The sequence below is a fragment of the Burkholderia sp. L-4 genome (assembly GCF_056856535.1).
In genome coordinates this window covers 860,196-873,733 of record NZ_JBXEOX010000002.1, presented here as the reverse complement: position 1 = coordinate 873,733, position 13,538 = coordinate 860,196, and the positions used below count along the sequence as shown (strand labels likewise).

Here is a 13,538-nt window from a genome sequence, read left to right as displayed (position 1 = left end):
GCGAGGATGAGGCGCGGTGCGGGTCACGCAAGTCGCATCATCGCGTGCCCGCTCGCTACCTGAGGATCGAGCAGCATGACCTCGATCCGCTCCTTGCCCTTCCCGATGTTCTTGCGCTTGAGCATCAGCATGCCGATCTCGCCGGTCGTCGCCGGGTGTGTGCCGCCGCAGGCCATCGTCGCAAAGCCGTCGACCGCCCAGAACCGGCGCTGTGCATCGACATCGCTGAAGTCGGTCACGATGCGCAGGTCACGCCTCGACAGGTCGGCGGCCGCCGATTCGATCTCCGGGAACAGCGGCGACAGGCTCGTGTCGCTCGCGAAGTCGATGCGCGCCTTGTCCTGCGCGATATGCGCGCCGATACGCTCGATGCCGGGCCTGAGCCGGTAGACCAGTTGCAGCACCATTTCGGCCGCGAAGTGCAGGCGCATCAGCCGGTACCGGCGCGCCCAGTCGATGCGCCAGGTCGCACGATCGCCGACGCGCAGCGCGTGATCATGCGGGAGCGTATAGACGATGTCGAGGCCCTGCTTGTCGGCGCGGATCACCGGATAGTCGCCCAGCGATCCCGCGTCGCTTTCCTGGCCGCCCGAAAACGCGAAGAAGATGGTTGCGTCGACCCGCACGCGATCGCCGTCGACGTGCGTGACGACGGTATCCAGTGTGGTCCGGTAGGGATCGTCCCAGAACATTTTCCTTGTCATCGCCCGCCACGCCTTTCGCCGAGGAAAACGCCCAGCTTAGCCCGAACGCGTCCGGGCGGCTTGTACGATCTTGCGCCCCGTTGCCGTCGCACCCTCCGCCTGTGCGTCGCGCGGCGCCATCGCGTCTTCCTCGCGCTTGCGCTCGACGCGCCACGTGTGGATCGGCCGATGCCCCGGCCGCTCCCACCCGGGCGGCATCCACAGGTGTTTCACACGCTGCATGACGGGCCCCGGCGCAAACACGTCGCGCCACATGTCGACGAATTCGTGCACGTTCAGCACCAGGAAGTTGTACGAACGGATCTGCTGCGTGATCCCGTAGTCGACCGGTTCCGTTTCCTCGACATACGTGCCGAACATGCGATCGAAGATGATCAGCACGCCGCCATAGTTCCTGTCGATATAACGCGGATTGCGGCCGTGATGCGCGCGATGGTTCGACGGTGTGTCGAACACGTATTCGAACCAGCGCGGCAGCCGCCCGATCGCTTCCGTATGCACGAAGTACTGGTATGCGAGATCGACCGCGAGCAGGAACAGCACGACGGCCGGCGGGATGCCGAGCCACACGGGCGGCAGGTAGAACACGAACACGCCGACGAACGCATTCAGCAGCGACTGCCGCATCGCCGTCGTGAAGTTCATCACTTCGCCGCTGTGGTGCGGCACGTGCGCGGCCCAGAACCAGCGCACGCGATGCGACGTGCGATGAAACCAGTAGTAGCAGAATTCCACGACGACGAAAATCGGCACGACCGTATAGCCGTTCACGGGCACGTCGAACAGCCGGTGTCGATGGACCCACGCGAAGATCGCGCCGGTAAACAGCAGCCCCATCACGGTCTCGGCCACCTGGTAGCCGGCACCGAGCGACAGGTTCGCGACGATCTCCTTCCAGCGAAACGGCTCGCGGCGGCCGCGCCCGGTCATCACCGCATATTCGATCGCGAACGCGATCAGGAACACCGGCGTCATGCCGATCAACAGCACCTGCTTCCAGTCCACGTCGTTACCCAGGAACGCGTGGAGCCACGTCATCAACTCGTTCGGCATGTCGGCGGCCTCGATCGGGAACTGCCGCGCAGTATGGTCGCGCACGGGTCCGCTCGCGTTGACACTTGCCGACGATTACTTGACACTTTCCGCCATGCCCGCCGCCTCCCCGCTCGCGACCCAGCGCGTCTACTACTCGAGCACCTACGTGCGGCTGCTGTTCGACTATCTGTCCGGGCAGGGCCAGGATGCCCCGCGCGTCCTCGGCGAGGCGCGGCCGCCCGAGGACGATCGCGGGCTGACGCTGTACGCGAGCGCGCATTGGCGCGGCCTGCTCGAACGCGCGGCCCGCGCGCTCGACGATCCGCTGCTCGGCCTGCACGTCGGCCAGCGGATCACGCCCGCGCATCTCGGCGCGCTCGGCTATGCGCTGCATGCGTGCCGCGATGCCGGCGCCGCGCTCGCGCGCTGGCAGCAATACGAACACCTGATCGCGAACGTCGCGCGCATGGAAGTGCGCGTCGAGGCGACGTCGGTCGCGATCGAATGGCACGATGCGCCCGAGCCGCTCGGCCCGCTCGTCGACGAAGTGGCACTGACCGCCATCGTCCAGTTCGCGCGCAATATCACCGGCACGCGCCACGGGCCCGACGAAGTCTGCTTCGTGCATCCGTCGCCCCGCGACGCACAACCGTACCTCGACTACTTCGGCTGCCCGGTGCGGTTCGGCCAGCCGGTGAACCGTCTCGCGTTTCCGTTGCACCTGCTGACGCAGCCGCTGCAACGGCCGGACGACGCGCTGCGGCACATGATGGAGCGCCAGGCGAGCGCGCTGCTCGCCGAGCTGCGGCAGGCCGACGACCTCGAACAGTCGGTGCGCGAAGCCGTCGCGCGCTTGTTGACGCACGGCGAAGCCGGCATCGAGCCGATCGCGGCGGCGCTGCACGTGTCGTCGCGCACGCTGCATCGCCGGCTGGCCGAACTCGGGCTGAATTTCAGGACCCTGCGCGAGGACACGCGGCGGCGGCTCGCGATCGACCACCTGAACGATCCGCGGCTGACGCTCGCGGAAGTCGCCTGGCTGCTCGGCTATTCCGAACACAGCGCATTCACGCGCGCGTTCCGGCGCTGGACCGGCGAATCGCCTCAGCAGTGGCGCGCCCGACAGCCGCTGCGGGCGGCCCGCGTCGCGCGCGGCTGACGAACTCGCGCCCGCCGGCACGGTCGAACGGACATCGCCGGAGAATCCTCATGAAACGCGTTACCGCTGCTGCTGTCCTGACCCTGCTTGCCGCCGTCAGCGTGCCGGCCGACGCCGGCGCGCTCCCCGGCGCCGCCGCGCCGGTTCCCGTTCAGGCGCACGCGAAAAACTGCGTGCCGTCGCGGGAGGCCACGCAGGACGTCCGCTCGCCGTCGAAGGCGCCGCCGATCCGCGTATGCGTCGGCGATTCCGATACGCAACTGAACCTGCCATGGTTCCTGACCGACGTCCTGACCGCGGTCGACACGCACCAGTCGCCCGGCGCGCTGCTTCACAAGATGCGCAACGATTTCTGAGTCGCGGCCGGCGCCGCGCCGGCGCCGCTCATTCCGCGTCAGGCCGCGACAGCACCTCCACGAACGTGCTGACGATGCCCGCCCACATCGCGGGGTCGGCGATACGCGCCAGCCATCCCCGCAATTCCTTTCGCTCTCCTTTCGACAGTACCCCGTGCGCGCCGCAGATGGTGTCGTAGCGCGGCGTACCGCGCGACGCGAGTGCGCGATCGAGCAGATAGTTGCGGACCTGTCCGTCGATCGAAATCTGGATCCACAGCGAGCCGCCATCCGCGGCGGCAGCGCCATCGGTCACCATGACCGTCGTAGGAGCGGTATCTTCTTCCATCATTGCGAAACTCCGGCATGACGCGCGAACAGCCCCCCGCGCGCTCGCGGCGACCCGCCTAAAACGGTATGTCGCGGCAATGTTTCTTTTTTAGACGCAATCACAAAACTGCACCAATTTTTAATCAATAATATTTCGTAATAGCGCGCCACATCATATACTTGCCGCGCACCATCCTCGTGCCAAGAGACGGTGTCTTTCGACCCGGCCGCATGACCATGCGGCCGGGGGTTTTTTCGGTGTGCTACGTCAATATGGATGCGCGAAATGCACTCGTCAGAGACGTGAGCCGTCGGATCGAACGGCCGATCGCGACGGGCCTGCCGCCGCTGCCCAGCGCGATCGTCGCGCCGGTTCGCATCGCGATGCCGATACGCGAACCGGATCGCCCGGACCAGGCATGACGCATGCGCACCGACCGGTTCGACATGCCTCTCCATGCGTACAACATCAAGGGCAACCGCGGGAATGTCGGCGCTCATACCAGGCTCGAAGTCCGTTTTCCAGCGTAGCGGTACATGGCCGCGGGCGGTCTTTTTCGTCGCGGTAATCGTTTGCGTGCTCGTGCCCGCCTGCGCGATCGTACTGGCCGATCGCTACGCACGCGACGCCGTCACCACGCAGGAACGCGTCGTCGCGAACGACATCGTGGCGACGGTGAACCGCATCCTCGACGGCGTCCGCCTGCGACATGCGGACGAGCTGACCGCGCTCGTCGGACGCCCTTGCGCGTCGGTATTCCGGACGCTGGCCGAAGTGGGCACTCGCCTGCGCTACCTGCGCGCCGTCGCGCTGGTGAACGACGGCCGCGTCATGTGCTCGTCGGCGCTCGGTGCGATCGACCTGCCGCTCGACGCATACTCGCGCGAGCCCGAACCGGGCGCGACGATCGTCACGCTGCTGCGCCAGACGCCGTTTCAGCGCGGCATTCCGGTGCTGGCCGTGTATCGCGCCACCGCGCGTGGCGCGGGTGTCCTGTACCTGATCGAAGGCGACTACGTGGTCGATGCACTCGCGCCGAGCGCCCGCAGCGGGACGGAATCCGCCACGCTGTCGATCGCCGGATCGGGCCGTCTCGACCAGCAAGGCAAGTTCGCGCCGGAATCGGACCTCGCTCCCGCCGGCGGCACCACGATCGCGTCGCAACGCTGGCCCTTCACGGTGTCGGTCGCCGCATCGGCTCAGTACGCCTCGCACGTCCAGGGCCACTACCGGTTGATCGGCATGACGATCGTGCTGTTGGCCGACGGTCTCGTGATGGCCGCCTACCTGCTGGCGATGGCGCCGCGGCGGCTGTTGCTGAAGGCCGTTCGCCATGCGCTCAGGCGCAACGAGTTTCACGTCGTGTACCAGCCGATCGTCGACGTGCAGACGCGCCGGACGGTCGGTGTCGAGGCGCTGCTGCGCTGGCAGCATCCGAAGTGGGGAGTCATCAGCCCGGCCGTGTTCATCCCGCAGGTGGAAGCGAGCACGGTACTGCCGAAGGTGACCGAATTCGTGCTGCGGACGGCCGTGTCGGAACTGACCGCGCTGACGCCGTCCGCGCCGCTGCGCATCGCGGTGAACATCGCGCCGAAGGATCTCGAGCGCGCGCGCTTCGTATCCGTCGTCGAGGAAGCGATCCGCGCGCTGCCGCCGGGCTTCACGCTGGTGCTCGAGGTCACCGAACGCATCCTGCTCGAGAAGAACGCGCGGACCACCGAGGTCTTCAACGCGCTCCGGTCGAAAGGCGCGAAGTTCGCGATCGACGATTTCGGCACGCATCACAGCAATCTCGACGTGCTGTCGCGTTTTCCGTTCGACTACGTGAAGATCGATCGCCAGTTCGTCGCCCAGCTGAACGACGGCGGCGCAGGGCTGATCGAGGGGATCGCGGCCGTCGCGCACCACTACGACCTGAAGATCATCGCGGAAGGCGTGGAGACGGAAACGCAGCATCGCGCGCTGCATACGATCGGGATTCAGTATGCACAGGGCTATCTGTATCGGCGGCCGCAGCGCGCGGAGAACCTGAAACGCGATTTCGCTTGGGTGTCATCGTAGCGGCACCGGGCCCGACACGCATCGCCGGCGGTTACTGTGCGCCGTATTGACCGCCGAGACGTACGCGGCCCAGTTCGACCCAGCCCTCGAAGTCGTCGCCGGTCTTGCCGTTCACGTACATGATGTTGTACCAGCGCCCGTGCGACTTGTAGACGGTCACCGAATCGCCCGGGACGATGAAGGTTCGCTTCGTCATGCACTGCGCGTCGGGTGCCGAGTAGAAATATGCGCGCCCGGCGCCGATGACCGTGCCGGACGCCGGCGGCCGGAAGTTGTCGTCCGGGCCGCTCGTGGCCGCATCGAGCTTCCCGCAATCCACCGCGCTTTTTGCCTGCGCGCCGTTCGCGACGAGGCTCGCGCCGATCGCCAGCAGCGCGATGCACGTGCGCATCCACATGTTCATTCGCATGGTTCGTCCTTCAGGTCGTCGTGTTCGGGGTTCGCCGGCGCGCGACCGGCGCGGCACCGATTGTAGCGCCGCCCGCGGCGTGTTCAGTCGTGCACGACCGCGGCCGCCTCGACGGCCGCCGCGTGCGGGCGATGCCCGAGCCGCGCGGAAATCGCCTGCCCGGCTTCCTTCAGCAGTGCGACATAATGCGCTTTCGTGTCGGCGCCGCAACGCATCGTCGGGAACGACAGCGACAACCCCGCGATCACGCGATCGAAACGGTCGAACACGGGTACCGCGAGACACAGCAGGCCGTCTTCCTGCTCTTCGTTGTCCTCGCCGTAGCCCTGCTGTCGCACGTGCGGCAGGATGCTCATCACCGCATCCGCCGACGCGAGCGTCTTCGCGGTCGACTTCCTGAACTCGATGCCGGCCAGCACCGCGCGCGCTTCGTCGGGTGTCATCCAGGCGAGCAGCACCTTGCCGATCGCCGTGCTGTACAACGGATTGCGCCGGCCGATCCGCGACTGCATGCGCAGCCCGTAATCGGCGTCGATCTTGTGGATGTAGATGATCGCGTCCTCGTCGAACGCACCGAGGTGCACGGCTTCGCGTGTCAGCTGCCCGATGCGGCGCATCTCGAGATCGGCCTCGCGCACGAGGTCCACGCTCTCCAGTGCCTTGCTGCCCAGCTCGAACAGCCGGATCGTCAGGCGGTAGCGGTCGGTCTCGCCTGCCTGCGCGACGTAGCCGAGCGTCTTCAGCGTCTGCAGGAAGCGATGCACCGTGGTCTTCGACATGCCGAGATGCTGCGACAACTCGCTGATGCCGATCTCGCGGCGATCGCCGAGCGCGGCGAGGATCGTGAAGACCTTGCCGACGGCCGCGACCGAATCGGCCTTTTCGGCGGCACCGGCCGCCGACGGGTCGGCTTCGGCGCCGAGGTTCGCCTGATCGCCTTTGCGCTGCCTGGGCGTTGCTGTCATGTCCTTGAACCCGTGAGTGCGAATCGGGAGAGCATAACGCGTCCGCCGCGAAGCGCGATCAGCGCGCGAGCCACCCGCCGTCGACGGCGAGCGTGTGGCCGTGCACGTAGTCCGACGCAGGCGACGCAAGAAACACGGCCGCGCCCGCGAGGTCGTCGGGCACGCCCCAGCGGCCGGCCGGGATGCGTCCGAGGATTTCGTCGCTGCGCCGGCTGTCCTCGCGCAGTTGCGCGGTGTTGTCGGTCTCCATGTAGCCGGGCGCGATCGCGTTCACGTTGATCCCGCGCGCGGCCCATTCGTTCGCGAGCAGGCGCGTGAGCCCCAGCACGCCGCTTTTCGATGCGGTGTACGACGGTACGCGGATGCCGCCCTGGAACGACAGCATCGACGCGACGTTCACGATCTTGCCGCCGCGCCGCTGCCTCACCATCTGCCGCGCGACGGCCTGCGACAGGAAGAACACGCTCTTCAGGTTCACGTCGATCACGGCGTCCCAGTCGGCTTCGGTGAATTCGAGCGCATCGCAGCGGCGGATCATGCCCGCGTTGTTGACGAGGATGTCGACGCGACCGAACGCATCGACCGCGCCGCCGACGATCCGCTCGACCGGTTCGAGCGTCGACAGGTCGGCGCGCACGTCGGCGAAACGCCGGCCGGCCGCCTCGACGCGCGCCGAGGTCTCGGCCGGGGCCGAACGGTTCGCGCCGACGATGTCGCACCCGGCCGACGCGAGCGCGACGGCCATCGCGGCGCCGAGCCCCGTATTGCAGCCGGTGACGATCGCAACCTTGCCGGTCAGGTCGAACAGGCCGGCGCGCGCGGGGCGCGCGTCGACGGCGGGAAGATCGGGCGTATCGCGTTTCATGGTGTCAGCGCAGGTCCGCAACGGCGATGTGATCCATGTCCTTGAACACCTGGTTCTCGCCGACCATGCCCCAGATGAACGTGTACGCCTTCGTGCCGACGCCCGAATGGATCGACCAGCTCGGCGAGATCACCGCCTGCTCGTTGTGCACGACGATGTGACGCGTTTCCCGCGGCTCGCCGAGCAGGTGGAACACGGCCGCATCGTCGGCGAGGTTGAAGTAGAAATACACCTCCATCCGGCGCTCGTGCGTATGGCACGGCATCGTGTTCCACAGGCTGCCGGGCTCGAGTTTCGTCATCCCCATCGACAGCTGGCAGGTGGGCAGCACGTCGGGCACGATGAATTTGTAGATCGTGCGGCGGTTGCTCGTGGCCGCATCGCCGAGCGTTTCGGGCGACGCCTGCGCGAGCGTGATCGTGCGTGTCGGCCAGGCCGTGTGCGCGGGCGCGCAGTTCAGGTAGAACTTCGCGGGACGCGTGCGATCGTCGCTGCCGAACACGACGCCCTGCCCGCCTTGCCCGATGTAGATCGCCTCCTCGGTGCCGACCGCATGGCGCTGCCCGTCGACCTCGACCCAGCCGGGGCCGCCGATGTTGATCGCCCCCAGTTCGCGACGCGCCAGCAGATGGCTCACGCCCATCGCCGCGCCGAGCGACGCGGGCACCTCGACCGGCCGCGTGGCCGGCCACGCGCCGCCGACGATGATCCGGTCGATGTGGCTGTAGGTGAGCGACAACGCGTCCGGAGCGAACACGTTCTCCACCAGGAAATGCCGGCGCAGGCCGGCCGTATCGAGCGTCTTCGCGTGTTCGCCGTGTATGCCCTGTCGCACTTCCATGCCGGCTCTCCGTTGGGGAAGAAGACGCCGCCGACGCGCGTGCCGGCGGTGGTCATACGATGAATTGAAGCACAGATTCCGCAAATTCGGAACGTCGATCCGAAAATAGCTCGCCGTACAACGATAGCGCAATTCCCTTTTTATCAGCTATTTATAGTGATACGGGTATACGATTACCGTTCCAAACAATAAAAACGGACCGACGTTCCGAATCATGTCCTATAGTCAGTCAGCAGACATCATTCGACAACGGGACGCATCGACGTCCACGGAGGAGACGTGAAGCTGAAACAGGCCATCGACCGCATACCGGGCGGGCTCATGCTGGTCCCGATGCTGCTCGGCGCGTGCGTGCACACGTTCGCGCCGAACGCCGGGAAGTACTTCGGCTCGTTCACCAACGGCCTGATCGCGGGCACGGTGCCGATCCTCGCCGTCTGGTTCTTCTGCATGGGCGCGACGATCAACCTGCGCGCGACCGGCGTCGTGCTGCGCAAATCGGGCACGCTGCTCGCGACCAAGATCGTGGTCGCGTGGCTGGCGACCCTAATCGCCGCACGGTTCATCCCCGACGACGGCATCCGCACGGGCCTCTTCGCGGGCCTGTCGCTGCTCGCGATCACGACGTCGATGGACATGACCAACGGCGGCCTCTATGCGGCCGTGATGCAGCAGTACGGCAGCAAGGAAGAAGCCGGTGCGTTCGTGCTGATGTCGATCGAATCGGGGCCGCTCGTCAGCATGCTGATCCTCGGCGCGGCGGGCGTCGCGGTGTTCGAGACGCGGCTCTTCGTCGGCGCGGTGCTGCCGTTCCTGATCGGCTTCACGCTCGGCAACCTCGATGAAGACCTGCGCGAGCTGTTCGGGCGCTGCGTGCATCCGCTGATCCCGTTCTTCGGCTTTGCACTCGGCAACGGCATCGATCTCAACGTGATCGCGAAGAGCGGGCTGCCGGGCATCGCGCTCGGGCTCGCGGTGATCGTCGTGACGGGCGTGCCGCTGATTCTCGCGGACAAGTTCGTGGGCGGCGGCAACGGGACAGCCGGGCTCGCCGCGTCGTCGACGGCGGGCGCCGCCGTGGCGAACCCGGCGATCATCGGCGAGATGATTCCGAAGTTCAAGCCGATGGTGCCGGCCGCGACGGCGATCGTCGCGACGGCTTGCCTCGTGACGGCGATTCTCGTGCCGATCCTGACGGCGATGTGGGCGAAGCGGGCGGCCAGGATGTCAGGCATGCCGATCATCGTTGCGGCGCGGGCCGGGCATGGCGCGCCGATCGAACATGAAGGGCATGTTTGAGAGGGAAGGTTCGAGCCCGCCTTTCAGGCTCCGGCTGCGGGTCGATCCATGTTCGACGACATGAAAACCCCGGGAAATCGACGCGTTTCCCGGGGTTTTTTCGTTGATGTCGGCGCGCGCTCCGGACCCGGACGCGCGTCAGCCGCGCGGCGCTACGCCACGTTTCAGTCGAACGTATGCACGATGGCGGACGCCTTGGTGGCGATCAGCCAACTGCCGTCCACCTTGTGCATGACGAAGTGATCGTTGAACAGCCGGCTTCCGATCCGCACCCGCACCGTCGCCGTCGAAAGGCCGTCCGAGACGTGCGCCATGGAGAGGATCGCGTCGTCTCGGGGTGCGCCGGTTGACCGGGGGCTCGGTCTCCCGTTGACGAGCGCCTCGTACTCCGACGACGACAGCGTGCGCAGCCGGCCTTCGTCCAGCCACTGAATCAGGCAGCTCGGGTGAAAGACCTTGTTGAAGTCACGGCTCCTCGGCTCGTAAGCCAGATTGAAGTAATCCTCGATCAACGCGACGACGGCTTGGGTCTGGGTCATGACTGGCTTTCCTCGAGAGTGAACGGCTCGTATAGTGAGCGATCGTCCTCGCCTCGGCTACGGCGGCCCGGTTATCGCTGCCATTACAGGAACTCATGGATCATGGAAGACCTCGACGGAGGACTTGTCGGCGGCTTGCTCGTGCTTGCGGCCATCGCCGAATCCGGGAGCTTTGGCCGTGCGGCATCTCGTCTGGGCAGGACTCAGCCGGCGGTCAGTCGCGCCATTCAGCGACTGGAAGACCGCCTGCACGCGAAGCTCGTGCATCGCACCAGCCGGCACGTCGAAGTGACGGACGCAGGCCACGCGCTGTTGTCGAAAGTGCGGCCGTTGCTCCAGGGAATCGAAGAGGCGACCGCCGAAGCCGCCGGCCAGACCTCGGTCGTCAACGGAACGCTCCGTGTGGCGTGCGACGCGGCGTTCGCTCGACTTGTGCTGGCGCCGGAGCTGGCCCAGTTCATGAAGGATTACCCGGCGCTTCATGTGAAGCTGGAAACCCGGAACGACCTGTCGGATCTGGTAAGCGACGGTTTCGATCTCGCGATACGATTCGGGCCGCCGTCCGTTTCCACGTTGGTCTGTCGCAGGCTGTACAGCCCGCGGGTCCTGACGGTGGCCGCGCCGTCCTACCTGGCGCAACGCGGCCGGCCGAGGTCGCCGCAGGATCTGGTCGATGACGGCCATGAATGCATCCTGGCCATCGATCCGGCTACCGGTCGGCCCTTCGACTGGGAATTCTGGCGCGACAACGAGAAAGTGAAAGTGGCTGTCAACGGGAATCTGACCGTCACGGATGCGGGAACCAAAATCGGCGCGTGCGTTGCAGGCTTCGGGATCGCCCAGCTGATCGACCTCGGAATCGACGCGCACCTGCGTGCCGGCACGCTGGAGCCGATCCTGACGGACTGGAGCGACGAGACGTTCCCGCTTTATGTCTATTACCCCAGCCGGAGTCACGTTCCGGCCAAGGTACGAGCGTTCATCGACTTTGTCGTCGGCATGATGCCCGGGCTGCAGTCGAAGGGCCATGGCGCTGGCGAGCGGCCGTCATCGGCCGTGCTCGAAACGCTGCATCGCGCATAGTTTTCCGGCGTTCATGCCGAGGGTGCCGGCCGCGACAGTATGGTATGCCTTGGGGTGGCGATGTGGGCAGCCAGTGTCAGGGGTACCGTCCGCACCCGCGTTCGGCTTCTACAGCGAAGGCATTCCCCGAGGCGCTTCGACAGTGTCGCGGCTCACGGTAGTGTAGAACACGTGGAACCACACCCAATGGGTGGCAATCCCGTCGCGGGATCGAGATGCTTGGTTTTCGCTATCTTGCCGATGCGTTCGTCCGAGGGCTTCTGCGGCGGCGTCCGCCGCGCATTGAAACATTTGACGAGCAATATCCCGCGCGGCGTCAGCGGGTCGAGCAAGTTTGCCATGTAATACTGCGTGTCGGCATTCCCCAGATCCGCAGCGTTTTGAATATACCGACGCGCCGCATCTTCATCATGCTGAAGGCGAGATTCGGCCGTACGTCACTTACATCAGGCAACGGACTGAGAGCGTTTTCGCTCTTCGATCAAGTCGCCAGCAGGCACGAAGCAGAACTATAGAAGCTCTACGCATGACTAATGGAGCCCACTTCGTGGCCGAATTCGAGCGAGAGATTGGCCACGCGGAGTTGCTGAATAAGTCGATCAAGTCTGATCAAGATACGCAATGAGTTCCCATGCCACTTGTTCGACGTGCTGGCGTGTACCCATCATACTGTCGAGCACTGCCAGCTTTCTCGGCTCATGCACAACGACAGACGGCAACGCATCGCCCTTGAGAAACCGGCGCTGCGTATCACCAATCTGGCCGGTCGCGAGTTTCGCGCACCAAACGCCGTCCTCCGGGCAGGATTGACCGGTGTGAGCGATCGTGCCCAACGGCAGGCGGGACGCGACGCTTTCCGGTTGCTCGGTCTGTGACGTCTTGTCTACCGCTCCCTGAACTGGCAACCCCGTCGCAGGATCGAGATGCTTGGCTTTCGCCATCTCGTTGATGAAATCATCCGAAGGCTTCGGCGGCGGCGCGGCTGCATCTTGCTCCTTTTGCCACTGGAATGTCCCATCCCACGCCGGGAGCTTCGCTGGAGGCAACGGAACAATCTTGTCGAGGTCGGGAACCTTGGGATTGCGGCTCTCGTTACTATCAAGAAATTTTCCGATCAAACGATAACGACGCGAGCGCTCTGGATCATGCGCGAGCGCCAGGTACGAAAGACGATTTGATGTCTCTGGACCATTGAATCCATCTTCGAGAGCCAACGCAGCCTGGGCATTCCCTGCCTTTACACCTTGTTGAAAAAATGAAACAGCATCCGAATATTTTGAATCGTTTTTTAAATTGATCCCCAAATAATTGGCGGCGTCTCCGTATCCTTGATCGGCAGCACATTGTCTCATTTGAAGCGCAACCTCGGGAGCTCGATCATGTGGCGCCAGTTGCTCTGCAACATATGTTTGCGCCTCAGGACTTCCCATGTCGGCAGCCTTCCTGAAATACCGTAAAGCCATCTCGGTGTCTTGTTTCAAGCCGTATCCAATTTCGAGATAGTGCCCGATATCATAATAACCACCAGGAACTCCATCTTCGATTAGCTTTTTTGCTAGCTCAATGGTTTCCTTTGCTCCATCGGGGGAGTTGGCTAGCCCTTGAGAAATCAGCTTCTGTGCATTGGTGTTGGCTTTGTAGTGACCATACGCCGAAGCGACTCGATAGTATCGGACGATTTCATTGAAATCCTTAGGACCATCAAGCTTCTGCAAATACCGACCATACTGAAACAATTGATCTGCCCGCGGATCCAGCGGCGGAAGGTGCTCACTCTCGTGCACGCAAGTGAATGCGAGATTGGCCCGCACAGCCGACATATCGGGTAAATTTGATTCCACAGAGTCTTCCTTATGGGTGCATGCACAGCCCAGCAACACGATTGCATAAATTACAAGCGACTTTCTCATTT

Annotated in this window: 15 protein-coding genes and 1 pseudogene; 5 read left to right on the top strand and 11 right to left on the bottom strand. The window is 64.7% G+C overall.

What is annotated here, in order from left to right:
- Positions 1-23: 23 nt before the first annotated feature.
- The gene (locus tag AC1VVG_RS20755; protein ID WP_482836105.1) at positions 24-704 is read right to left on the bottom strand and encodes an alanyl-tRNA editing protein; all 681 of its coding nucleotides are present in this window, start codon (positions 702-704) and stop codon (positions 24-26) included.
- 36 nt (positions 705-740) lie between these two features.
- Entirely contained in the window at positions 741-1,757 is a 1,017-nt protein-coding gene (locus AC1VVG_RS20750; RefSeq protein WP_482837194.1) for a sterol desaturase family protein, read from the bottom strand.
- 94 nt (positions 1,758-1,851) lie between these two features.
- Here AC1VVG_RS20750 and AC1VVG_RS20745 point away from each other — a divergent pair, with 94 nt between their 5' ends.
- A complete protein-coding gene (locus tag AC1VVG_RS20745) occupies positions 1,852-2,898 on the top strand; it encodes an AraC family transcriptional regulator (protein ID WP_301741282.1) in 1,047 nt (348 codons plus the stop codon).
- Between the two features lie 50 nt (positions 2,899-2,948).
- Entirely contained in the window at positions 2,949-3,254 is a 306-nt protein-coding gene (locus AC1VVG_RS20740) for a hypothetical protein (RefSeq protein WP_034189673.1), read from the top strand.
- A gap of 28 nt (positions 3,255-3,282) precedes the next feature.
- Here the strand turns inward: AC1VVG_RS20740 and AC1VVG_RS20735 are convergent, their stop codons facing one another.
- A complete protein-coding gene (locus AC1VVG_RS20735; RefSeq protein WP_059556351.1) occupies positions 3,283-3,582 on the bottom strand; it encodes a hypothetical protein in 300 nt (99 codons plus the stop codon).
- Complete coding sequence (locus tag AC1VVG_RS20730; RefSeq protein WP_482837245.1) at positions 3,582-4,064, bottom strand: hypothetical protein; 483 nt, start codon at positions 4,062-4,064, stop codon at positions 3,582-3,584. The genes AC1VVG_RS20735 and AC1VVG_RS20730 overlap by 1 nt, the downstream gene beginning before the upstream one ends.
- Between AC1VVG_RS20730 and AC1VVG_RS20725 the strand changes: the two genes are divergently transcribed.
- On the top strand, positions 4,021-5,625 hold the full coding sequence (locus tag AC1VVG_RS20725) for an EAL domain-containing protein (RefSeq protein ID WP_482836104.1): 1,605 nt from the start codon (positions 4,021-4,023) through the stop codon (positions 5,623-5,625). The genes AC1VVG_RS20730 and AC1VVG_RS20725 overlap by 44 nt on opposite strands.
- Positions 5,626-5,656: 31 nt before the next feature.
- On the opposite strand, the gene AC1VVG_RS20720 is transcribed toward AC1VVG_RS20725, so the two are convergent.
- The 4 genes from AC1VVG_RS20720 to kduI all read right to left on the bottom strand — a co-directional run bounded on the left by AC1VVG_RS20720 (position 5,657) and on the right by kduI (position 8,705).
- Entirely contained in the window at positions 5,657-6,034 is a 378-nt protein-coding gene (locus AC1VVG_RS20720; RefSeq protein ID WP_167361892.1) for an SH3 domain-containing protein, read from the bottom strand.
- Between the two features lie 83 nt (positions 6,035-6,117).
- Positions 6,118-6,999 carry a DNA-binding transcriptional regulator KdgR gene (gene kdgR, locus AC1VVG_RS20715; RefSeq protein WP_069705920.1) on the bottom strand — a complete coding sequence of 294 codons (882 nt, stop codon included), beginning with the start codon at positions 6,997-6,999 and terminating at the stop codon, positions 6,118-6,120.
- Positions 7,000-7,057: 58 nt separating this feature from the next.
- A complete protein-coding gene (gene kduD, locus AC1VVG_RS20710) occupies positions 7,058-7,864 on the bottom strand; it encodes a 2-dehydro-3-deoxy-D-gluconate 5-dehydrogenase KduD (protein ID WP_124609174.1) in 807 nt (268 codons plus the stop codon).
- Positions 7,865-7,868: 4 nt separating this feature from the next.
- Positions 7,869-8,705, bottom strand: coding sequence for a 5-dehydro-4-deoxy-D-glucuronate isomerase (kduI, locus tag AC1VVG_RS20705; protein ID WP_482836103.1), 837 nt, complete (start codon positions 8,703-8,705; stop codon positions 7,869-7,871).
- Between the two features lie 279 nt (positions 8,706-8,984).
- Between kduI and kdgT the strand changes: the two genes are divergently transcribed.
- Positions 8,985-10,004, top strand: a complete 1,020-nt coding sequence (gene kdgT / locus AC1VVG_RS20700) for a 2-keto-3-deoxygluconate transporter (RefSeq protein ID WP_034189680.1) — start codon at positions 8,985-8,987, stop codon at positions 10,002-10,004.
- A gap of 164 nt (positions 10,005-10,168) precedes the next feature.
- Here kdgT and AC1VVG_RS20695 read toward each other — a convergent pair whose 3' ends face one another.
- The gene (locus AC1VVG_RS20695) at positions 10,169-10,543 is read right to left on the bottom strand and encodes a nuclear transport factor 2 family protein (RefSeq protein WP_059556355.1); all 375 of its coding nucleotides are present in this window, start codon (positions 10,541-10,543) and stop codon (positions 10,169-10,171) included.
- 102 nt (positions 10,544-10,645) lie between these two features.
- Here AC1VVG_RS20695 and AC1VVG_RS20690 point away from each other — a divergent pair, with 102 nt between their 5' ends.
- Entirely contained in the window at positions 10,646-11,626 is a 981-nt protein-coding gene (locus AC1VVG_RS20690; RefSeq protein ID WP_059556356.1) for a LysR family transcriptional regulator, read from the top strand.
- Between the two features lie 152 nt (positions 11,627-11,778).
- Here the strand turns inward: AC1VVG_RS20690 and AC1VVG_RS20685 are convergent.
- Together AC1VVG_RS20685 and AC1VVG_RS20680 are read right to left on the bottom strand one after the other, a co-directional pair.
- Positions 11,779-11,907: pseudogene (locus AC1VVG_RS20685) on the bottom strand (DUF6396 domain-containing protein); the annotation flags it as partial.
- Between the two features lie 318 nt (positions 11,908-12,225).
- Entirely contained in the window at positions 12,226-13,536 is a 1,311-nt protein-coding gene (locus AC1VVG_RS20680) for an SEL1-like repeat protein (protein ID WP_176730062.1), read from the bottom strand.
- Positions 13,537-13,538 lie beyond the last annotated feature (2 nt).